Annotated in this window: 18 protein-coding genes; 10 read left to right on the top strand and 8 right to left on the bottom strand. The window is 66.5% G+C overall.

The window, feature by feature from the left end; translation table 11 throughout:
* Window positions 1–3: 3 nt before the first annotated feature.
* From M2390_RS00815 to M2390_RS00800, 4 genes are all read right to left on the bottom strand, one after another.
* Window positions 4–339, bottom strand: coding sequence for a hypothetical protein (locus M2390_RS00815; protein WP_030142975.1), 336 nt, complete (start codon window positions 337–339; stop codon window positions 4–6).
* The gene (locus M2390_RS00810) at window positions 336–1,670 is read right to left on the bottom strand and encodes an inorganic phosphate transporter (RefSeq protein ID WP_259176350.1); all 1,335 of its coding nucleotides are present in this window, start codon (window positions 1,668–1,670) and stop codon (window positions 336–338) included. Before M2390_RS00810 ends, M2390_RS00815 begins: the two co-directional genes overlap by 4 nt.
* Before the next feature lie 308 nt (window positions 1,671–1,978).
* Window positions 1,979–3,985, bottom strand: coding sequence for a DUF2207 domain-containing protein (locus M2390_RS00805; protein ID WP_259176349.1), 2,007 nt, complete (start codon window positions 3,983–3,985; stop codon window positions 1,979–1,981).
* Window positions 3,986–4,077: 92 nt separating this feature from the next.
* Entirely contained in the window at window positions 4,078–4,917 is an 840-nt protein-coding gene (locus M2390_RS00800) for an aldo/keto reductase (protein ID WP_259176347.1), read from the bottom strand.
* A gap of 135 nt (window positions 4,918–5,052) precedes the next feature.
* On the opposite strand from M2390_RS00800, the gene M2390_RS00795 reads away from it, so the two are divergent.
* The 6 genes from M2390_RS00795 (at window position 5,053) to M2390_RS00770 (ending at window position 13,670) form a co-directional block, all read left to right on the top strand.
* Window positions 5,053–7,314: a S9 family peptidase gene (locus M2390_RS00795; RefSeq protein WP_259176344.1), complete on the top strand. Its 2,262-nt coding sequence runs from the start codon at window positions 5,053–5,055 to the stop codon at window positions 7,312–7,314.
* Between the two features lie 293 nt (window positions 7,315–7,607).
* On the top strand, window positions 7,608–9,227 hold the full coding sequence (gene eat, locus M2390_RS00790) for an ethanolamine permease (protein WP_259176342.1): 1,620 nt from the start codon (window positions 7,608–7,610) through the stop codon (window positions 9,225–9,227).
* 31 nt (window positions 9,228–9,258) lie between these two features.
* Window positions 9,259–10,647 carry a glutamine synthetase family protein gene (locus M2390_RS00785; RefSeq protein ID WP_259176340.1) on the top strand — a complete coding sequence of 463 codons (1,389 nt, stop codon included), beginning with the start codon at window positions 9,259–9,261 and terminating at the stop codon, window positions 10,645–10,647.
* Complete coding sequence (locus M2390_RS00780) at window positions 10,628–11,482, top strand: gamma-glutamyl-gamma-aminobutyrate hydrolase family protein (RefSeq protein ID WP_259176338.1); 855 nt, start codon at window positions 10,628–10,630, stop codon at window positions 11,480–11,482. The genes M2390_RS00785 and M2390_RS00780 overlap by 20 nt, the downstream gene beginning before the upstream one ends.
* Entirely contained in the window at window positions 11,479–12,888 is a 1,410-nt protein-coding gene (locus tag M2390_RS00775) for an aldehyde dehydrogenase (RefSeq protein ID WP_259176336.1), read from the top strand. Before M2390_RS00780 ends, M2390_RS00775 begins: the two co-directional genes overlap by 4 nt.
* Complete coding sequence (locus M2390_RS00770; RefSeq protein ID WP_259176335.1) at window positions 12,885–13,670, top strand: 3-oxoacyl-ACP reductase; 786 nt, start codon at window positions 12,885–12,887, stop codon at window positions 13,668–13,670. The genes M2390_RS00775 and M2390_RS00770 overlap by 4 nt, the downstream gene beginning before the upstream one ends.
* A 62-nt stretch (window positions 13,671–13,732) precedes the next feature.
* Here the strand turns inward: M2390_RS00770 and M2390_RS00765 are convergent, their stop codons facing one another.
* Entirely contained in the window at window positions 13,733–14,761 is a 1,029-nt protein-coding gene (locus M2390_RS00765) for a 6-phosphofructokinase (RefSeq protein WP_030142970.1), read from the bottom strand.
* A gap of 183 nt (window positions 14,762–14,944) precedes the next feature.
* Between M2390_RS00765 and M2390_RS00760 the strand changes: the two genes are divergently transcribed.
* On the top strand, window positions 14,945–15,202 hold the full coding sequence (locus M2390_RS00760; RefSeq protein WP_259176333.1) for a glutaredoxin domain-containing protein: 258 nt from the start codon (window positions 14,945–14,947) through the stop codon (window positions 15,200–15,202).
* Between the two features lie 322 nt (window positions 15,203–15,524).
* Window positions 15,525–17,054, top strand: a complete 1,530-nt coding sequence (locus M2390_RS00755) for a reverse transcriptase family protein (RefSeq protein ID WP_259176331.1) — start codon at window positions 15,525–15,527, stop codon at window positions 17,052–17,054.
* 45 nt (window positions 17,055–17,099) lie between these two features.
* Here the strand turns inward: M2390_RS00755 and M2390_RS00750 are convergent, their stop codons facing one another.
* Both M2390_RS00750 and M2390_RS00745 read right to left on the bottom strand, forming a co-directional pair.
* Complete coding sequence (locus M2390_RS00750) at window positions 17,100–17,489, bottom strand: DUF6804 family protein (RefSeq protein ID WP_030142968.1); 390 nt, start codon at window positions 17,487–17,489, stop codon at window positions 17,100–17,102.
* Window positions 17,486–19,693 carry a DEAD/DEAH box helicase gene (locus tag M2390_RS00745; RefSeq protein ID WP_259176329.1) on the bottom strand — a complete coding sequence of 736 codons (2,208 nt, stop codon included), beginning with the start codon at window positions 19,691–19,693 and terminating at the stop codon, window positions 17,486–17,488. The genes M2390_RS00750 and M2390_RS00745 overlap by 4 nt, the downstream gene beginning before the upstream one ends.
* A 245-nt stretch (window positions 19,694–19,938) precedes the next feature.
* On the opposite strand from M2390_RS00745, the gene M2390_RS00740 reads away from it, so the two are divergent.
* Both M2390_RS00740 and M2390_RS00735 read left to right on the top strand, forming a co-directional pair.
* Window positions 19,939–21,291 carry a M20/M25/M40 family metallo-hydrolase gene (locus M2390_RS00740; RefSeq protein ID WP_259176327.1) on the top strand — a complete coding sequence of 451 codons (1,353 nt, stop codon included), beginning with the start codon at window positions 19,939–19,941 and terminating at the stop codon, window positions 21,289–21,291.
* A gap of 69 nt (window positions 21,292–21,360) precedes the next feature.
* The gene (locus M2390_RS00735; RefSeq protein ID WP_259176324.1) at window positions 21,361–22,215 is read left to right on the top strand and encodes an alpha/beta fold hydrolase; all 855 of its coding nucleotides are present in this window, start codon (window positions 21,361–21,363) and stop codon (window positions 22,213–22,215) included.
* 76 nt (window positions 22,216–22,291) lie between these two features.
* On the opposite strand, the gene M2390_RS00730 is transcribed toward M2390_RS00735, so the two are convergent.
* On the bottom strand, window positions 22,292–22,510 hold the full coding sequence (locus M2390_RS00730; RefSeq protein ID WP_259176323.1) for a heavy-metal-associated domain-containing protein: 219 nt from the start codon (window positions 22,508–22,510) through the stop codon (window positions 22,292–22,294).
* Between the last annotated feature and the right edge of the window lie 14 nt (window positions 22,511–22,524).

Below are 22,524 nucleotides of genomic sequence, written 5' to 3'. Positions count from 1 at the left end.
GTTCTAGCCGTGGAAGAACGGCACAATCAGATAGATACCGGCCAGCACTGCCGCCGCACACAGCGCGAAGCAGGCATAGGCACCGGCGCGGGCCAGGCCCTTCTGTGCCGGGGTCAGCGGGTTCTTCTTGGCGGCCTTGGCGGCGCGCTTGGAAGCCTGCTTGATCTCGGCCTTGGACAGCACGGTGATTGCATCGGTGAACTCGGCGGGCAGCGCCACCGGCACACGACCGGCGGTGACCAGCAGGCGCACACCCATCGCGTACAGGGCAACCACCAGGATGGTGCCGGTCAGGGCGGCCACGAAAACGGTAATAAAGGCGATCCAGTCGACGCTCATCGCTTGTCTCCCTCGCTCGAACCGGACTCGGGATCGGCCTTGGCCGCCTGGGCCTCGGCCTTTGCTTCGGCCTTGGCCTCCGCCTTTGCCTCGGCCTTGGCTTCCGCCTTAGCTTCGGCCTGGGCCTCGAGACGTGCCTCGATGCGGGCGGGAATCGGCTTGGGCTCGATCTCCTCGGGGATGTCCACGGCGAAGGCGGACTCGGCCACATCGGCCACCGCAGCCTCGACAAAGTCGGTCTTGCTGCGACGCGACCACAGGTAGATGAACAGCACGGCACCGAATCCGACGATCGCGTCGATGATCAGGCCCACGGTTCCGAAGTTGTGTGCCACCCAGGCGGCCAGGCCACCCACGATGGCGGCGGCGGGCAGGGTCATCAGCCAGCCCAGCGCGATGCGCCCGGCGGTGCCCCACTTCACCTTGGATCCGCGGCGTCCAAGTCCCGAACCGATCACCGATCCCGAGGCGACCTGGGTGGTCGACAGGGCGAATCCGAGGTGGCTGGAGGCGAGGATCGTGGCCGCGGTGGAGGTCTCGGCGGCGAAGCCCTGGGCGGGCTTCACCTCGGTCAGACCGGTACCCAGGGTTGCGATGATGCGCCATCCACCCACGTAGGTTCCCAGCGCGATGGCCAGTGCACACACCAGAATCACCCAGAACTGCGGTTCGGTGTGATCGGCGGACTGCGCACCCACGGCGACCAGGGTCAGGGTAATCACACCCATGGTCTTCTGCGCATCGTTGGTACCGTGCGCCAGAGCCACCAGGGAGGAGGTAAAGATCTGGCCGTAGCGGAAGCCGGCACGACCGTCGGGCTTGCCGTCATAGCGACGGGTCATCGCGTACACCAGGCGGGTCGCCAGGAAGGCAATCAGACCGGCCGTGAGTGGCGCCAACACCGCGGGCAGGATCACCTTCGACAGGAGCTGTCCGCTGTCGATCGCGGTAAAGCCGATACCCACGATGGCGGCACCGATCAGGCCACCAAAGAGCGCGTGAGACGAGCTCGAGGGCAGACCCAGCAACCAGGTCAGCATGTTCCAGATGATCGCACCCAGCAAGCCCGCGAAGATCAGCTCGGGGGTAATTTGAACCCCGCCGTCTCCGCCCTCGCGAATGATGCCGTGGGAAATGGTCTTGGAAACCTCGGTCGACAGGAATGCTCCGACGAGATTCAGGATGGCCGCGAGTGTAACCGCGACTTTCGGCTTCATCGCACCGGTAGCAATGGGGGTGGCCATCGCGTTAGCGGTGTCGTGAAAACCGTTTGTAAAGTCAAAAAAGAGTGCGAGCGCTATTACGAGAATAACGATAAAGGTTGCGTCCACCGGGATTTTTCTCTGAGTCGGACCCCCACTGTTCAGGAATGCGTCATACGGAGTTCACGACGATTTCCCACACACGGGGTTGCAAACGGGGTTGTCATGTCGATACTTCCATCGGTATCCACGTGCGTCAACTCGACATTCGACGCGCCGGGGGCTCACACCCACGCTCCCCTCGACACGCCGCAGCGTTCCCCCCGGTGAGCGCGCAAAACGTGGCCGATGTCACGACCTCAAAATCGCTGGATTTAATTCCTCGCCCGGTGCGCACCTGGCGGCTATTGACGGCCCCCTGTCCGATGGTCGCGAAACTAGCGTCCGCCGACCCCGCCGCCCCCGGCACCGCCGCCGGAGAAGCCGCCGCCCATGGAGCCGCCCGTACTGGACCCACCCGAGCTACTCCAGGAGGATGCGGTGGATACGGCCGAGTTGAATCCGGCGATCCCCAGGCCCAGTGCGGCGGCGTTGAACCCGTTATGTCCGACGTACCAGTTGGGCTCACTCAGATCGGTCTCATATCGGCCGGCGAGGGTCTTTGCCCATTCCTTCTCCACGCCCCACAGCACCGCGTACGGCAGCAGCGCCTCGTAGAGACGGAGCACCCGCTGCGGTTCGATCGCCGCGGCCCCGACCTCGGCGCCCGTGCCGGGCCCGGTGGCGTCCACCCGTTCCGCACCCTGCGGGGACTGCAGGATCCGCAGCCGATCCTCCTCGGCCACCTCCAGATACAGCTTGAGCCCCTTCAGATACTCGACCGCGCGCATGCCATCGGCACTCAGCGCGGCCACCGGCATGGCAAAAAGTAAGGTGAGGAGCATCGTGATCCCGGTGATGACGGTGGCCCCGACCGCCACGGCCGGCGCGCCCCCCTGGGAGGCGGCGGTGATCGTCATGCCCAGGGTGGCGATGAACGCCAACACCGCGGTGATGGCCCACCATCCGGCCGCGGGTAGCTTTTCCCATCGGCGTAATCCCTGCGCGAGGGCCTGCTCGCGGGTCGTGGAGGTGAGCTTGGTAATCGCCTCGGTGAGCTTTTTACTCGGCTTATCCAATGACACCGTCTTGCCCGCCTTGGCGTCCTTACCAAAGAGCGCCCGCAGCACCCGCGCAGACGCGCCCTTGCCCTCCTCGGGCGCCCGGTACTCAAGCATGAAGGTCGATTTCTTCGAAAACAGGCCGCGACCCTCGGTCTCCACGATGCGCAGCTTGCCCCGAACCGCGAGGTCCACCATCGCCGCCTGCGGCAGGTTGCGCTTTTGCAGCAGGTCCGCGGCAACCCCCAGATCCACACCGGGCTGCGGGGTGTATTGCGCGACCACGATTCCGTCCCCGGTCACTCGCGGGTTTCGGCGGTGGCGCAGGATCGCCGCGAAAATGACCAGCAAAATACTCAGGGCGGCCAGGACCGCGGGGAGCCAGCTGAAGATCGGCTGCTCGCCGAGCGCTTTGGTCTGGGCAAACGTTCCCGCGGTGAATCCGACCGACATCGTGATGTTCTCCCCCGGGGCCAGGCGCTGCTGCGCGGAGGTAAACACCGCGGCACCGTCGGCATCGGCCCGAGAGAACTCACAGCGTTGGTTGGACTTCGCTGGCCCGACATAGCAGGCCTGATTGGTCGTCAGGTCCGTTACCAGGGTGGGATCAACGATGACCTTCATGGTGGCCGCATCCACTGGCTGGCGCACCTGGGTTCCGATTGAATCGCGGTAAAACTCGTCCGACCGGGTATTTGAGAAGTACCGGGTGGAATCCCGCTGGGTGTAGTGCAGAACGAACGTGTGCACGCCGCGAAGATACGACTCATCCCCGATCGACACCACGGTGTTGGAGCCGGTGGTTTCGATACTGAAGGGAACCGCGACCCCCTGGGCATCGGTCACCGATTCAACCACGGTGCCCAGGTCGACGCCGCGGTAATCACGCGGAATCGCCCGCACAATGCCCCGGTTCTGATCGATGTCGGGGAAGCGGGCCACAAAGGTCTCTCGCGCGTCGACAATCGAGTGACGCTCGGCATCCCGGGAGAGCGAATAGACACCCTCGAAACTGTCAAAGGTGAAGTTTTCGACACCGGACTTGGCCGTCACCGTGGTGGCGAGGATCTCCGATGCCGGAGCATTCGCCGGTGAAGCAGAGTCTGCGTTCGCCGGCGTCGAGGATCGCATCTCTGCGGCGAGCGCTCCGGACACCGGGAACAGCAGGGTGCCGCCCAGCAGGGCCGTCCCCAGCAGCAGGGCAGTGGTCCAACGTGTCGCCCGCCTCGCCAACCCGCGCATCCCGATCGAGGTTCGGGTAGGGAGCGCACTCAGCAGAATCATGCCTCCACCCTAGGGGACATGCACCCGCTCCCGGCAACAAAACGGGGCATCCACGACGGTGTTGTCGCGGATGCCCCGGGGAGTTTGTGAGGTTACATCTCCTCGTGCGTGTTGGGATCCCCGTCGAACAGGCGCCCATCGGGCTTTCCCAGCGCGGTAATGGCCGCGATGTCCGCCTCCTCCAGGGTGAACCCAAACACATCGAAGTTTTCCCGCTGGCGCTCGGGAGACGAGGACTTGGGGATCGGAACCACGCCGCGCTCCAGGTGCCAGCGCAGCACCGCCTGGGCTGGGGTCACCCCGTGCTTGGTTGCGATCTCGCCGATCACGGCCTCCTCATGCGGCTTGGCACGCTTGCCCAGCGGGCTCCACGCCTCGGTCACGATGCCGTGTTCGCGGTGGAAGTCCAGCAGCGCCTCCTGCGGGAAGTAGGGGTGCAGCTCGACCTGGTTGACCGCCGGCAGCACACCGGTCTCGGCCAGCAGGCGGGTCAGGAACTCGGGGGTGAAGTTGGAGACACCGATCGAGGACACACGTCCCTCCTCGCGGAGGCGGATCATCGCCTTCCAGGTGTCGACGAACCGATCCACGCTGGGGTTGGGCCAGTGAATGAGATAGAGGTCGAGCTTGTCCACTCCGAGTCGTTCCAGGGTGCCGTCGAATGAGCGCAGCGTCTCATCAAATCCGTGATCCCGGCCCGGAAGCTTACTGGTGAGGGTGATGTCGCGACGGGCGACCCCGGATACACGCAGCGCCTCCCCCACGGTCTCCTCGTTGTTGTAGTTCACCGCGGTGTCCAGCATGCGGTAGCCGATCCGAAGCGCCTCGGCGATCGACTCGACGCCCTCCGGTCCGGTCAGCGGATAGGTTCCGAACCCGATCGCGGGCAGGCGGTGGCCATCGTTCAGGGGATGCACTGGATACTGGGTCATATCCCGAATTTACTCCTCGGGACCACACCCGCCAAGCATTTCCAGCTTCCTCCACAGGCGTTCAGCGCTGAGCGAAATTCCACAGGTTGCGGCTTCACCGGTCAATTCCCCGGCCGTCAGCGATAGCGTAGGACTATGGTTTCGACATCCGCATCCGCACCCCGCGCCGAGCGGCGCCCCACCGAACGCACCCATCACGGCGACACCGTGATCGACAACTATGAGTGGCTCCGGGCAAAGGAAGATCCGCAGGTTCTCGCTCATCTTGAGGCCGAGAATTCCTTCACCGAGGATCACACCGCGCACCTCGAAGATCTGCGCGAGCGGATCTTTGGCGAAATCAAGGGGCGCACCCTGGAGACCGACCTCTCGGTACCCACTCGCGAGGGCAACTGGTGGTACTACTCGCGCAGCGTCGAGGACAGCCAGTATGCGCTGCACTGCCGCGCGCCCATTGCCGGGCCGGATGATTGGACCCCGCCCGAGCTCGACCCCGCGCACCCCGTTCCCGGCGAACAAATCCTGCTCGATGGAAACCTGCTGGCCGAGGGGCATGAGTTTTTCTCGATCGGGTCCTTTGACGTCTCCCAGGATGGCAACACCCTGCTGTACGGGGTCGACGTCTCGGGCGATGAGCGCTACACGCTGCGTTTCCGGGATCTGAGCCGTCTGGGTGCCAGCGGTCTGGGTGCCAACAGTCTGGGTGCCAACGGTCTGGGTGCCAGCGCCGGCTCCGAAGAAGAGATCCGGGAGCTACCCGACACCATCGAGAACACGTTTGGCGGTGCGTTCTTCTCCGCCGACGGACGGCGCGTCTACTACACCACCGTCGATGAGAGCTGGCGTCCGGATACCCTCTGGCGGCACACCCTCGGCGCGGACATCGCGGACGAGCAGGTGTTCCATGAGCCCGATGAGCGTTTCTGGGTGGGAGCGGGGCTCTCGCAGAGCGGCAAATTCCTGCTGATTGCGGCGGGATCCTCAATCACGTCCGAGTGGCTCCTGGTTCGCGATGAAGCCGCGGGCTCGGCACCCGAGGTCATCTGGGCCCGCCGGGACGGGGTCGAGTACGAGGTTGAACACGCGGTCATCGGAGGGGAGGATTTCCTGCTGATCACGCACAATGCCGGTGCCGAGAACTTCGAGCTGGTGGCGGTCCCCGTAGACGACATCGGAACCGAGTCCGCGTCCTCCCCCGAAACGGCCACCGTGGTGCTTGCTCACCGCGCCGATGTGCGTCTGGAGTCCGTGGCGGTCTTCTCCTCCTTCCTGGCCGTGGAATACCGGCGTGAGGGACTGGCACGCGTCGCGGTCGCCGCCCTCACCCCCGACACCACCCTGTCCTCCATCGCCCCGCGTGAAATTGAATTCGACGAGCCCCTGTACACCGTGCACACCGGCTCCAACCCCGAATGGGACCAGCCCACGCTCCGCCTGGGCTACGGCTCGCTGATCACCCCATCCACCGTGTCCGAGCTCGACGTCGCCACCGGCGACATCCGTGTGCTCAAGCGGCAGCCGGTCCTGGGCGGTTACGATCCGGCCGACTACCAGCAGGCACGCGAGTGGGCCATTGCCGAGGACGGCACCCGCATCCCCATCTCGCTGGTGTGGAAGCGTGGGCACGCGGCGAGTGCACCCGACACTTACGCCGAGGCGGCCCCGGGAAACCGGGTTCCCGGTCCGCTTGAGCTCTACGGTTACGGTTCCTATGAGGCCAGCATGGATCCGTCCTTCTCGGTCGCGCGGCTGTCGCTGCTGGATCGCGGCGTCACCTTCGCGATCGCGCATGTCCGCGGCGGTGGCGAGCTGGGGCGTGCCTGGTACGAACAGGGCAAGACCCTCACCAAAAAGAACACGTTCACGGACTTTGTTGCCAGCGCCAAGCACCTCATCGATCACGGCTACACCACGCCGGATCGACTGGTGGCCGAGGGCGGCAGCGCCGGTGGTCTACTCATGGGTGCCATCGCCAACCTGGCGCCCGAGCTCTTCGCCGGGGTGCTGGCGAGTGTGCCGTTTGTGGATCCGCTGACCTCGATCCTCGATCCCGACCTTCCGCTCACGGTGATCGAGTGGGATGAGTGGGGCAACCCGCTGCACGATCCCGAGGTCTACCGGTATATGAAGGAGTACTCCCCCTACGAGAACATCCGCACGGATGTGACCTACCCGCGGATCCTGGCCATCACAAGCCTCAACGACACCCGGGTGCTCTATGTTGAACCCGCCAAATGGGTGGCCCGACTGCGCGAAGTTGATGCTCCCGTTCTCCTCAAGACCGAGATGTCGGCCGGACACGGCGGCGTCACCGGCCGCTACAATTCCTGGCGCGAACGCGCGTTCGAGCTCGCCTGGATCTTGGACGTCCTGAGTCTGGCCGAGAGCACCGACTAGATAGCAGATATACGGCGTTCCCGGCAGACTCGACCCCACCCGCCTACGCGCGTAATGCCTGCCTCGCAACACCACCTCCGCGGGTGGCATCATTCCGATGCCACCCGCGGTTTTTTGCCGCCAACGGGCATGCCGCACCGTTTCCGAGAATTCGCCCAATAACGATCACACTGTGCTTGACCCGGGGTTTTGCCGCGCGCAGACTCGATCCCACACCGTCGCTCCCCCGAGCAACACACGCACACCGGCCCCGATCCCCCGCGGAGCCCGGCCAGAGTTTTCAGGGGGAAGCAATGCGGCGTCACCACAACCACGACGACTCGTCTCCACACTCCGCGGCACCGCTCACCCCTTCCGGGAAGGCACCGCTGGCCCCTCCCGGCGGAGCACCATTCATCCCATCCGGCGGAGCACCACTCTCCCCTCCCGGGAAGGTACCGCTGGCCCCTCCCGGCGAGGCACCGCTGGCCGCGCCCGAGACCTCCGCCGATTCTGGTGCCCGAGACACCGGTGCCTCTGAGTACCTGGCCAGGCGTCAGCTGCGCCGCGGGGCCGCGGGGTGGGTTTTGCTTGCGGGCCTCGGCATCGCCTACGTCATCGCGGGGGATTTCTCCGGCTGGAACCTCGGTCTTGCCGTCGGCGGCTGGGGCGGCCTGCTGATCGCCTTTGCCCTGATGGGGCTGATGTACACGGGCATCGTCCTGGGCCTCGCCGAGATGTCCTCGGCGCTTCCCACCTCCGGTGCCGGGTATGGGTTCGCCCGACGCGCGCTGGGCCCGCTGGGTGGTTATGCCACCGGCATCGCCGTCCTCATCGAATACTCGATTGCCCCGGCCGCCGTCTCGATCTTCATCGGCGGCTATGTTCAGGCGCTGGGTCTCTTCACCCTCGCGCACCCCTGGCCGATCTATCTGGTTTGTTATGTCGTCTTTGTGGGGATTCACCTGCGCGGGGTCGGCGAGGCCCTTCGAATCCTGTTTGTGATCGCGGCCATCGCCGTGCTGACCCTGCTGGCCACCATCATCGGCCTGATCCCCCGGTTTGATGTGGCCAACCTCTTCACAATCGCCCCCACCGATGCCCCGGGTGCCAGCTCATTCCTCCCCTTCGGAATCCCCGGGGTGCTGGCCTGCCTGGTGTTCGGAATCTGGTTTTTCCTGGCGGTGGAGGGGGTGCCATTGGCCGCCGAGGAATCCACCAATCCCGCCCGAGATATGCCCCGGGGAATCATCGCCGCCCTCGCCGTGCTGGTGCTGCTGGGCGCGGCGATGCTGATCCTGATTCCCGGGGCCGGTGGTGCCACCGCGATGGGAGCCTCGGATAATCCGCTGCCCGAGGCGCTTCGCATCGCCTACGGGCAGGATTCGGTGCTCGCAACCATCGTCAACTATGCGGGGCTTGCCGGCCTCGTGGCCAGCTTCTTCTCGATCATCTTCGCCTACTCCCGGCAGCTGTTTGCGCTCTCCCGCGCCGGGTACCTGCCCCGGGTCCTCTCCCTCACCGGGACGCGACGCACGCCGTATCTCGCACTGATCGTCCCCGGTACCATCGGATTCCTGCTGGCCACCGCGATCGGAGACGGCGGGCTACTGATGAACATCACCGTCTTCGGGGCCGCGGTGTCCTATGTGCTGCTGATGGTCTCACATATCGTGCTGCGCCTGCGCGCCCCCGATCTGCCGCGTAGCTATCGCACCCCCGGCGGAATCCTCACGACCGGCATCGCCCTGGTCCTGGCGGTCGTCGCGGTGATCTCCACGTTTGTGGTGGATGTTCGAGCCGCCAGTATCACCGCCGCGGTGTTTGTCGGGTTCCTCGCCTACTACTGGTTTGTCAGCAGACACCGAATCGTCACCACCGCACCCGAGGAGGAGTTTGCGCGGATCACCGAGGCGACCCGCGAGCTCTCCTAACATCCGTGTTCCATCTAACCCGGGAGAAATTATGACCATTCGATCCGCCCCCGCACCACTCACGCTCGAAGACCTCCATCAGGCGGTGGCCGACGGGGCCATCAACACCGTGGTGGTTGCCATCACCGACCATCTCGGCCGTTTACAGGGCAAGCGGCTTGCCGCGTCCACGTTTATCGCCGATGTTGCCCCCGCCGATGTTGAGGGATGCGACTATCTACTGGCCGTGGACGTGGAAAACGCGCCCCAGGCCGGCTATGCGTTCTCCAGCTGGGAAACCGGTTATGGGGATCTCCTGTTCCGGCCCGATCTCGCAACGCTGCGGGTCGCCCCCTGGCTTGAGCGAACGGCCATCGTCCAGGCCGATATTCTGTTGCCCACACAGGAACCGGCCCGGGTATCGCCCCGGCAAATCCTGCGGGACCAGATCACCAAGCTCGCCACGCTGGGGTATGCCGCGCATCTGAGCACCGAACTGGAGTTCCTCCTCTTCGAGGAGTCCTATGAGCGGGCCTGGGATCGCCACTACGCGGAACTTACCCCCGCCGGTCGCTACAACATCGACTACTCGCTCCTGGCCACCAGCCGAGTGGAACCGCTCATCTCGGCGATCCGCACCGGGATGGCCGATGCCGGGCTCATCGTTGAGTCCTCCAAGGGTGAGTGTCACCGCGGGCAGCACGAGATCACGTTCCGTTACCGGGACGCGCTGCGTGCCTGCGACGACCATGTCATCTATAAAAACGGGGCCCGAGAGATCGCCGCCGCCCACGGTCAGTCCCTCACATTTATGGCCAAGTTCGATCAGGATGAGGGCAACTCGTGTCATATTCACTTCAGCCTCACCACGCTTGATGGCACGCCGGTATCCGCCGGAACCGGAGCCCACGGGTTCTCCCCCGTCCTCGACCGCATGCTTGCCGGGCAACTGGCAACCCTCGCCGAACTCACCTACTTTTTTGCCCCGACCATCAACTCGTATAAGCGCTTTGTCGAGGGCAGTTTTGCGCCAACCTCGATCGGCTGGGGCATCGACAATCGCACCTGCGCCTATCGCGTGGTGGGCCACGGTGGCGGGCTGCACGTGGAAAACCGGGTGGGTGGGGGCGATGTGAATCCGTATCTGGCCGCGGCCGCGCTGATCGCCGGCGCGATTCACGGACTCACCACGGATATCCCGCTGCCCGATCCGGTCGAGGGCAACGCATATTTGGCGGCCCGGACCGGATCCTCGAGTCTCGGAGCCCTCCCGGGCAGTCTTGCCGAGGCGCGTACCCTGCTGGATCGCAGCGCCCTCGCGCGCGCGGCCTTTGGCGACGATGTGGTGGATCACTATGTCCACACCGCCGATCTGGAACTCGCCGCCCATGCCGCGACCGTGACCGATTGGGAGCGCCGCCGTGGCTTCGAACGTCTCTGAGCCGGCACCCGGCGCGGGTGAACCGGGGCCCCTCCCCGTGCGCCCCCGGATCGGAATTACCGGGTATCGCGAACGGGCTTCCTGGGGAGACTGGTCCACGGGTGCCGTGCTGATCCCCGAGTCCTATGTGGATGCGGTCGCCCAGGCGGGTGGGCTGCCGCTGCTGCTCGCCCCGGGGATCCCCGGGGACCCGGCCGACTATCTGGACGGGCTCGATGGACTGGTGATCGCCGGCGGACCCGATATCACCCCGCTCAGTTATGGTGCCCCCGCCCATCCCGCCACTCGCAGTCAGATCCGCCGGGACGCCCTGGATCTGCGGCTCTGCGCGGCCGCCCTGGGGCGGGATCTCCCGCTCCTGGGGATCTGTCGTGGCGCCCAGGTGCTCAATGTGGTGCGCGGCGGCACCCTGCACCAGCACATCCCCGACCTGGTGTCCCCGGCGCTACCGACCGCCGCCTCGGCACCCCACGAACATCGATCAGGAGTCGCCGTATATCGGTCGGTGCCCATCTTCACCGAACCCGCGACACGGGCGCGATCCCTGCTCGGTGCCCGGCTCGCTGTGCCCTGCTACCACCATCAGGCCATCGACGCGGTCGGACACGGCCTCACGGTGAGCGCCCGCGCCGATGACGGCACAATCGAGGCGGTCGAGGACCCGGCCGGACGCTTCGTGTTTGCCGTGCAGTTCCATCCCGAAACCGCCCAGGAGCGGCCCGAGCTGCGCGCACCGGTGCGCGCGCTGGTACGTGCGGCGCGGGCTTTTGCCCTCGCCCGCGCCGCGGATTCCACGTCGCAACCCCTCCCCGCAGTCCGAAAGGTGTCACAATGACCGAGCCCACGCCGCACGAGTCGATCCTGATCAACCCCGCAACCGGACATGAGTTTATTCGGGTGCCCCACCGCAGTATCGCCGACACCAACCAGATCATCGCCGAGTCGGTGCGCGCGGGGGCCCGCTGGCGGGCGCTGTCGGCGGCCGAACGCGGCCACCTCCTGGCCCGCTTCGCGCGAGCGATTGCCGCGGACCGCGAACACCTGGCAACCCTGACGGTGACCGAGGCCGGGCATCCGGTCACCGCTGCTCGCGCCGAGGCGGATCAGGTGCGGGATGTGTTCACGTATTTCGCCGGTGCCCCCGAGCGTCATCTCGGTACCCAGATTCCGGTGGCCGGGGGCACCGCGATCACCTTTCACGAACCACTCGGGGTGGTGGGGATCATCGCTCCCTGGAATTTCCCGCTCCCGATTGCCGCCTGGGGCGTTGCCCCCGCCCTGGCCGCCGGCAACACGGTGGTACTCAAACCGGCCGAGCTGACCCCGCTGGGGGCGCTTCGGCTCGAACACCTGGCGAGTGAGGCGGGGCTTCCCGAGGGTGTTTTTCGGGTGGTTACCGGGTCGGGGGCGCTGCTGGGTGATCATCTGGCACGGCATCCGGATGTGGACAAGATCATCTTTACCGGATCCACCGCGACCGGTGCCCGGGTGCTCGCGGCGGCAGCCGAGCACATCAAACCGGTCACCCTCGAGCTGGGCGGGCACAATGCGAGTGTTGTGTTCTCCGACGCCAACCTGGCGGCGGCAGCCGCGGCCACCCCGTCCGGGGCGCTGGACAACGCCGGACAGGACTGCTGCGCACGCTCACGAGTCTATGTTCAGCGGCCGGTATTCGACCGCTTTGTGGACCTGTTGATTCCCGCGATGGACGCACTCCGGGTGGGCGATCCCCTCGATCCTCACACGCAACTGGGCCCCCTGATCTCCGCCGCACACCGGGATCGGGTCGCGGCCCTGGTGACCAATGATATTCCGGTGGTCTATCGCGGCCGAATCCCCGAAGGCCCGGGATTCTGGTTCCCACCCACGGTGGTGGCACCGCCCCCGCACCATCCGATCCTCGCGACCGAGGTGTTTGGACCGGTTTTGGCACTCCTCCCGTTTGACACCGAGGACGAGGTGATCACACGCGTGAACAGCACCCCGTACGGCCTGGCCGGTTCGATCTGGACCCGAGACGGTGCCCGCGGTCTGCGCACCGCACGCGCCATCCGGGCGGGCAATCTCTCGATCAACTCGCAGACCGCGGTGCGCTATCAGACACCGTTTGGCGGCATGAAGCACTCGGGGCTGGGCCGAGAGCTCGGACCGGATGCCCTCGATGCGGTGACCGAGGTGAAAACCGTGTTTATCAGCCACGACGGCCCCCACCCATCCACCCAACGAAATGAGGAATCATGACCCACTCTCCCGCCCCGATTGCCCGACTCCACGGCCGCGTGGCCGTGATCACCGGCGGTGCCAGCGGGATCGGCCTGGCCAGCGCCACCCGGTTGGCCTCCGAGGGGGCCCGGGTGGTCATCGCGGACATCGATCCGCTGGCCGGAACACGCACCGCCGCCGCGCTGGATGGCCTGTTTGTCCCCACGGATGTGAGCCGCGAGGACGATATGGCCCACCTGTATCGGGTGGCCGCCGACACCTACGGCGGCGTGGACATCGCGTTTCACAACGCGGGCATCTCCCCGGCCTCCGATGGGCTGATCGAGGAGACCACGCTCGAGGCGTGGATTCGGGTACAGACGATCAACCTGACCTCGGTGTTTCTCGGCTGCAAGCATGCGCTGCCCTACCTGCGCGAGCGCGGCGGCGGATCCATTATCAACACCGCCTCGTTTGTGGCGGTGCTGGGGGCGGCCACCTCGCAGATTTCCTATACCGCGAGTAAGGGCGGGGTGCTGGCCCTCAGCAGGGAGCTCGGGGTGCAGTATGCGCGCGAGGGCATCCGGGTCAACGCCCTGTGTCCGGGACCGGTCAACACGCCGCTGCTGCGGTCGCTGTTTGCAGAGAACCCGGCCGAGGCCGCACGACGTCTCGTTCACGTTCCCACCGGGAGGTTCGCCGAGCCCGATGAGATCGCCGCGGCGGTCGCGTTCCTAGCCAGCGACGATTCGCGCTTTATCACCGCGAGCACATTCCTGGTGGATGGAGGCATCTCCGCGGCGTATGTCACCCCGGAATAGGGCGGAGAACAACGCGGGCCCGGATGCAGGAAAGCATCCGGGCCCGCGTGGCGCGTGATCGGCTAGCCGAAGAGGATTGCGGCCTCGTCGTAGCGGTCCTGCGGCACTGTCTTCAATCCGCCCAGGGCATCCTGGAAGGGAACGTGCACCAGCTCGGTGCCGCGCAGGGCGATCATGGTGCCCCACTGCTTGGCCACGGCCGAGTCGATTGCGGCCATACCGAGGCGGGTGGCCAGCACGCGGTCATAGGCGCTGGGCACGCCGCCGCGCTGGATGTGACCAAGCACGGTGGCGCGGGTTTCGATGCCGGTGCGCTCCTCGATGATCGGGGCCAGCACATCGGCGATCCCACCCAGGCGCGGACGGTTGAAGGCGTCCAGGCCCTTCTCCGAGTGGGCGGTTTCCATGGTGTCCAGGGTGAAGCCCTCGGAGACCACCACGATCGGGGCACGACCGCGGTTGTTGGCGGATTCGACCCATGCGACGATCTGATCGATCGACTGCGGCTGCTCGGGCATCAGGATCGCGTGGGCACCCGCGGCCATGCCGGAGTGCAGGGCGATCCAGCCCACGTGACGGCCCATGACCTCCACCACCATGCAGCGACGGTGGGAGTCACCGGTGGTGCGCAGGCGGTCGATGGCCTCGGTGGCGATCTCCACGGCGGTATCAAATCCGAAGGAGTAGTCGGTGGCGTCCAGGTCGTTGTCGATGGTCTTGGGCACACCCACGATGTTCAGTCCGGCGTCGGTGAGGCGCTTGGCCGCGGCCAGGGTACCCTCGCCGCCGATCGCGATCACCGCGTCCATGCCGAGACGATCCATGGTGACCCGGATGTTTTCGGGACCGCCGTTGGGGCCGTCGAAGGGGTTGGTGCGGCTGGTGCCGAGAACGGTGCCACCCTGCTTGGAAAGGCCGCGTACGTCGTGGCGGGTCAGGGGATACACGTCACCCTCTACCAGGCCACGCCATCCGTCACGAATCCCCAGGAACTCCTGGCCGTGGACGGCGGTGCCCTTGAGCACCGCTCCGCGAATCACGGCGTTGAGTCCGGGGCAGTCGCCACCGCTGGTGAGCACACCAATTCTCATCGAATCACTTCCCTTGCGCGCAATAGTTTGACCCGATGCCCGAGGGTGCTGGCCCAACGGCGGGTCGGTGAGGTCAACACCCTGTTGCCCTCACATCGAGCGTATCGGTTCGCCGGAACCCGGGGCACTTGCCCGTGACGATTGGGAATCTGTGCATGGCGCATGCGGGGTTAGAATCGGGGCATGGATTACACACCCGAAGCCGGCCAGGTCACGATGTTTTCGACGTCCTGGTGCGGATACTGCCAGCGTCTGAAGACCCAGCTCACCTCGGCCGGAATCGGCTATCAGGAGATCAACATCGAGGAGGTCCCGGGCACCGCGGAACTCGTCGCCGAACTCAACGGCGGCAACCAGACCGTGCCGACCCTGATCTTCCCCGACGGCACCGCCGCAACCAACCCCTCGCTGATCGAGGTCAAGTCGCGCCTCGGCGTCTAGTCGGCCCGCTCTGATTTCCCGGCGGGGTGTCCACGGCTCGTGGGCACCCCGCCGTCTTTTCTGGGTGCCCTTGTTCGGCTTGCCCTCAGCGGTTAGCCTGTACACACCCCGGCGGCAGCGTGGGGAACCGGTCGAGAACGGGAGGGCTCATCATGGATGGGACCGTTCCGCTCCGGGGTAACCCCGGGGACCGCAAACCGAGTAGGACACCGCGCCCCGAGTGCCTCGCGACGCTTCGCGTCGCCCCGCACACGGCCGCATCAACCGGTCGATCGCTCCCCCGCGCCGCCGCCGATCGGGCCCCCTATCGCGGCGGATCGTGATGAGCAGACCCGCCGGACACACCCCCGCGCCCTCGCTCGCCGCGGTCGCCGATTCGCTGGCCGCCGCGTTCCTGGGAGCCGCATATCCGGAGGCCGCACGAGACCGGGACCCGGCGCAAGGACCCGGTCCCAGGCGAGACCGGGACCCGGCGCAAGGACCCGGTCCCAGGCGAGACCAGAATCCTGCCCCGGCAATCGGCTGGACGCGGCCGGCTCTGATCGCCGCCGGAGTGAACGTGCTCGGTGCCCGCCGACGATGGCTACCGGGTCTGGTATCCGCGGTGCTGACCGCGTACCCGCGGGCACCGTTCGACCGTCCGCGGGAACTCGGACGCTGGATCGCCCAGAGCGCCGAACTCACCGCCGCCGCCGAGCGGGCGAGCGCCGAGGGCCGACACCTCGTCCTGGTCCGGCACGCCCTGTATGAGATCCCTACAGCACTCGGCACCATGGCCGTCGACGAACGCCCCACCCCATCCGGGGCCGAGGATTTCGCGCAGGAACCCGCGAGCCGTCGTCCCGACACCCCCGCCGATCTCGCCCGGCTGCTCGGCCTCGACGCGGGTGAGCTGGACTGGTTCGCCGATCTGCGCGGATGGAACCGGCTGGCCCCCGGCACACGCCTGAACCACTACCGGTATGAATGGCGCAGCCGGCCGGGACGGGTTCCGCGGCTCCTGGAGGTACCCGGGCGACGGCTGATGACGCTCCACCGGCAGCTGATCGCCGAGGTCTACGCCGATCTGCCGGTGCACCCGGCGGCCCACGGGTTTGTGCCCGGCCGGTCGGCGATCACCGGTGCCGCGATCCATGCCGGATCACACGTGGTGATCGGAATGGACCTCACCACGTTTTTCGCCCGGGTCACCCGCGGCCAGATCCACGCCGGGCTGCGCCGACAGGGCTGGGGTGAGGCCCTGGTACCGGTCCTTGCCGCGTTGGGGACCCACGCGGTCCCGCCCGCGGTGATTCGCGCGATGCCACCCGGAGGCGAGCCCGACGAAAGGCAGGCGTTAGCGGCGGCACTGCGGATCCCCCACCTCCCGCAGGGTGCCCCCACCTCGCCGCTGCTGGCGAACCTGGCGATGCACCGGCTGGATGAGCGGCTCACCGGCTGGGCCGATGCCGTGGGGGCCCGCTACACCCGGTACGCCGACGACCTGACCTTCAGCGGCGGTCCCCGCCTGGCTGCCCGCTCGGATGCGTTCATCCGCGGGGTCGAGGCGATCGTGACCGATTCGGGTCAGCGGATTAACCCCCGCAAAACCCGGGTGCGTCCGCGCGGCACGAGCCAGCGGGTCACCGGGATCGTGGTGAATGAGCATCCGGCGATGGATCGGCACGCCTATGATCGGCTGCGCGCGATCCTGCGCAACTGCGCCCGCACCGGTCCCGAGGCTCAAAACCGTGACCGGCACCCACACTTTCGTGCGCATCTGCTCGGCCGAATCAACTGGGCCATCGCCCTCACCCCCGCGCGTGCCTCGACCCTGTGGCGGCTCTGGGACGCCATCGAGTGGACGGACTAGGACGCACAAACGCCCCGGCAGAACCGGGGCGTTTGTGTCTGCGGACTAGCGTCCGCGACGGGCTTCTTCCTGGATGTCCGGCACCTTGAGGGTGACCGCGGCACCGATCAACACCAGCGGGAACAGCAGGGTCAGCGAGAAGATCAGATCCGTGGGCACCTCAACCGGCCAGGTGGGCAGCGGAATGATCGGGTTCACAAAGACCAGCAGCGGCACCAGCCCAATCAGCCACCAGGCACGGCCGGCGCGGATCGAGTAGAACGCGACGATCGCGGTGAGAATACACACCACAAAGCGCACAATGTAGTACAGATCCGAATCCAGCAGCGCCACCGTGGCCATCATCACAATGGCGGCCAGCAGGCCCGGCGCGAGCGCCGGACGAGTGAAGGTGGGTTCGCGCTTGGAGCCGCGACCATAGCGGTCGGAACTCATTTTCCGCTCGCCACAATCGCATCCCGCAGCACCGAGATCAGCGCGTTGAGCTGCACCGAGTCGCTGGATTCGATCGCCTGGTCGCTGCCGTCGAGCGCGCGAGCCGCGAGGCCCTGCTTCGAATCGATCAGCTCGGCGATCTTCGAGTCGATGGTGTGCGCGGCGATGATCCGCCAGGCGGTGACCGGCTCGTCCTGACCGATGCGGTGCACGCGGTCGATCGCCTGGGTCTGCTCGGCGGCGGTCCAGGAGAGCTCGGCGAGCACCACGTTGGAGGCTGCCTGCAGGTTGACCCCCACGCCGGCGGCGGTCAGCGAACACACGATCACCGAGACACCGGGGTCGTTGTTGAACGCGTCGATGGCTTCCTGACGGGCCTGGGTGCTCTGATCTCCGCGGATCGACACGGTACGCAGGTCGCGTCCGGCCAGCACCCGCTCGGCGGTGTCCATGACGTCGATGTGCTTGGCGAAGAACACCACCTTGCCCACCGAGTGCGCGAGCTGCGCGGTGTAGTCGGCGGCCAGCTGAGCCTTCGCCTGACCGATCCGGCGCACCATCGTGAAGACGTTTTCGCCCCCACCTGCGGCCTTGGACTCCTCAAGCTCACCCTGGGCAACCAGGCGCATGATGTCGAGGTCGGGACCGCTCGGGCGACCGGCCCGGTCGGGACGGGCCTCGATGATGCGGTTGTACTTGGCCAGCAGGCGCTGACCCAGCTCGCGCTCGGCGTCGCGGATCGAACGTCCGGCCTCATCGTCGAGCTCAACCGGGATATCGGCGATCATCTTCGAGGGCAGGTCGGCGGCCACGTCGATCTTCTTGCGACGCACGATACCCAGGTCGATGACCGCATTGCGGGCCTCGGGATAGAAGCCCGAGTCCGCCGGGGTCAAACCGTTTTCCTCAAGCTTGGCCATCAGCTCGGGACCGGGCTTGTCGCCCGTGGTCCAGCCGAGGAACTGCCAGATCGCGTTGAAGTCGGCCACATCATTGATCAGCGGGGTTCCGGTCAGCGCCATCAGCAGCGGCTTGCCACCGGGGGTGTTGGCGCGGATCCGACGGGCGAGGGAGAGCACGTGCTGAGAGCGCTGCGAGTGCAGGTTCTTGATGAAGTGCGCCTCATCCACCACCATGCCGCGGAACCCGAGGGTGCTCAGCCAGGCCAGGTGACGATCCAGAACCTCGTAGTTGACGATGAAGATGTCGGCAAACGCGTCGATGTCGCGGCCATCACCGTGGATCACCGTGGCGCGGCGACCGGGGGTCCAGCGCTCGACCTCGCGAGCCCAGTTCATCTTGACCACGTTGGGCACCACCACGAGCAGCGGGTACGCCTGGGCGACCGAGGCTGCCAGCAGCGACTGCGCGGTCTTGCCGAGACCCGGCTCATCGGCCAGCAGGATCGAACGCTGACCGCGCTTGACGGCCTCCACGAAACGGGCCTGGTGCTTCATGATCTCGCGTCCGGGCGGGGCCAGACGGTCGATCTTCGGGGCATCCGGCAGCGGCATGCACGCCGAGGCGCCACCGGCACCGGTCTCAAACGACTTGTACAGTGGACCCATCAGTTCCCAACTGTCCAGGCGTCCACGGGTGGAACGCTCGGCCGGGGCCGGGGTCAGGTTGGGGGCGAGGAACGGGTTGGAGCGCTGACGCGCCTTGACCTGAATCGGCACGACCTGCTTCTGCGCGAGCTCGGCGGGGATGATCTGCTCGGGCTCGGGGGCCTGGGTGGTGATGATCAGCTCTTCGGGACTGAGCTCGGCACCGGATTCCAGCAGCCAGTCGCGGCGCATCTTCTGGGCCACCGGGCTAGTGGCGGCGTCGGCCTCAAGCAGCGTGATCAGCGAGGTGTCACGAGCGGCGGTCTTGGCCAGGATCGTGGCCACGCCATCCAGGCGCTTGAGCAGCTCTGTGCGCATGCTCTCGGACATCTCGGTGGATCCCTTAACCCGGGCGCGCTCCTCGCGCACCAGGAAGGCGATGACCTGGAACTTTACCCGGTTGGTCGGGCCCACCTTGCCCTTCTGAGCCTTCGCCTCGACCTCGCGCACCTTGCGGGCGAGGATCGGGATAATCGGCGCTTCCTCATCGTGGCGCGAGACCTGATTGCGCGACGGCTTACGGGCTGCGGTTCCGCGTGCGCCCGCGGCGCGGTGTGCGGATCGGCCGGGTGAACGGCGCTGACCGGTGTTTGGCATGCTCCTCCTGAGCGCTCCAGCACCCGGGCAAATGCCGGGTCCGATACTGCGCCGGCCGGGTGATTACTGCCTCGACTCGGGGTTCTCGCGGTGATAGACACCGGAACCGAAGCCGGATAAACGGCGGGCGCGGAAACATTCTACGATATTCACGCCCGCGTTTTCCTCCCCTTTTCGCGTGGCGCACCGGTTTTACTTCGCAATGCACCGCTCTGAGGGCCGGGTAGCCGCACTATACTGCACCAATGAACCCTCGATTCGGCGATGCCTCCCTGGACCGTTTTCGCACGCTGCTGCGTATCCCCACGGTGGGCCGGCTGGATGAAACCCTGATCGACTGGGATGCGTTTGATACGTTTCTCAGCACGCTGGAAGAGCTGTATCCGCGGGTGTTTGCAACCCTGGAATGCGAGAAAATCGGCGGTTACTCGCTGCTGCTGCGCTGGCCCGGGGCTGCTCCCGAAAACCCGACCGTGCTGATGGGACACTACGATGTGGTCTCGGTCAACGTGGGCGAGAACGAGCCCGAGTGGGCGCATCCGCCCTTTGCCGCCGAGATTACCGGAAGCGGCGAGGACCGGGTGCTGTGGGGTCGGGGCACGCTGGACGATAAGGGCGCGGTGGTCGCGATCCTGGAGGCCGTGGAACACGCGATCGACTCGGGCTTTACCCCCGCACACGACCTCTATCTGAGCTTTGGGCACAATGAGGAGACCACCGGGGCCGGGGCGCGGGCCACGGTAGAGCTGTTGGAATCCCGCGGGGTTGTGCCCGGACTGGTCATCGATGAGGGTGGCGCGGTGATCGAGGATGTGCTGCCCGGACTACAGGGACCGGCCGCGCTGGTGGGCACCACCGAGAAGGGTCTGGCCACGATCACGCTGAGTGTCGCGCAGGTGGGCGGTCACGCTTCCACTCCGCCTCCGTTCCCGGCAACCGCCCGGCTGGCGCGGGCGATCACCCGGGTCAATCGGTTGCCCTTCCCCGGGCGGCTCTCTCGCCCCGCCAAGGATCTGCTGCGCACACTGGGCCCGCGCTCGGCCGCGCCGCTGCCCTGGGTTGCCCAAAACGTCGATCTGCTCGCCCCGCTGCTGGCAAAGATTCTGCCCCGGCTCGGGGCAGAAACCGCCGCGCTGGTGCGCACCACCACCGTCACCACCCAGCTATCCGGGGCGTCGGCGGCTAACGCGCTGCCCGAGCGCGCCACCGCGACCCTCAACGTTCGGATCGCGGTGGGGTCGAGCGTGGCGGCTACGGTGCGCCGCCTCAGACGGATCATCAACGATCCCGAGGTCGAGCTGAGTGTGGCCGAATTCCACGATCCCTCCCCCGTCTCCCCCTCCTCCGGCCCCGGCTGGGAGCGCATCGTGTCCGCCTTTGCCGCTTCGGCTCCGGATGCCACGGTCTCCCCCTACGTCATGCTCGGAGCCAGCGATTCCCGCTACTATGCCCGGATATCCCGCAACGTCTATCGCACCACCCCGTTCCGGATGAGTGCCGAGGAACGCGCGGGGCTGCATGCCGTCAACGAGCGAATCCACGTATCCACCTGGCTTCAGGGGATCGAGTTTTATCGCAGCCTGGTGCTCAGCGCCTAGCGTGTGCGCCTCCAGCGAACCCGACGCGGCACCACGTCGTGTCGGGGGTCGCGCCCATAAACTGAGGGGGTGAATACCTCTGACATAGTTTCGGCCCGCCTCGGAGAAATTACTCTTCCGGATGGTCGGGCCCTCGGCTTCGCCGAATATGGAACCCCCGATGGAACCCCGGTGCTGTTCATCCCGGGTGCGGCCAGCGGCCGTGCGATGAACTTTGGTGCCGAACTGCTCAGCGAGCGCGCGATCCGGCTGATCTCGGTGGACCGTCCGGGCCTTGGATCCTCCGACCACGATCCCCACAAGACCCTGACCAGTGTGGCCGAGGACCTGCGCTATCTGCTCAGCGCGCTGGGCCTCGGCCGGATCCCGCTGATCGCCAACTCGCAGGGTGCACCGTTTGCGCTGGCCCTGGCGGCGACCGGCGCGGTGTCCTCCCTCAACCTGGTGTCCCCCTCCGATGAGGTCGCACATCCGCTGATCACCGGCATGCTGCCCGAGGAGATGGTGACCCTGATCGACTCGGTGGGTCGCGAACCCGAAACAGTCCGCGCCCACTTTGCCCGCTTTACCCCCGAGCTGATGTGGGAATATGTCATGTCCGAGATTTCGGCGGCGGATGCCGAGGTCTACGGAGATGAGGAGTTCCGTGCGCTCTACCGCCGCACCCTCACCGAATCCTTCTCCGGTGGGGCAGACGGGTACGCCGCCGACACCATCCTGGCGATGAGCCCGTGGCGGCTCCCCCTGGACCAGATCGACATCCCCGTGCACGTGTGGTTCGGCGACCGCGACGAGGTCCACTCGCCCGACCACGGCGACACCCTCACCCACCGCATCCCCGGCGCCCAGCGACACCTGGTGTCCGGTGCCGGCGGTTCGCTGCTGTGGTCGGAGCCGGGTCTGTTCCTGGGGTATCTGGACTAGGACCAGCGCCACTCCGGTTAACGGCGATGTCCCGGCACTAGGTGGGTGCCGGGACATCAAAAATCGAGCGCAAAAACTAGATCGCGACCACCGCGGCGGAATAGCCGGCGTTGGAGACCGCGGTTACGAGGACACCCTGATCGGTGTCTTCGGAGGCGTGCACGCGGGCACGGCCGGAGGCGAGGTCTACCTCGGCGGTGACGCCATCCAGCGCCTCAAACTCGCGCAGGATCTTGTTCACGCAGAACGAATTATGCATTCCGGTGATGGTCAGCAGGGTGGTCTTGAGTCCCATGATGGTGTCCCTTC

Origin of the sequence: Mycetocola sp. BIGb0189 (assembly GCF_024810155.1) — a bacterium.
Classification (GTDB): Bacteria; Actinomycetota; Actinomycetes; order Actinomycetales; family Microbacteriaceae; genus Mycetocola; species Mycetocola lacteus.
Note: the sequence above shows the minus strand (reverse complement) of the source record. Positions and strands in the feature narration are given on the sequence as shown.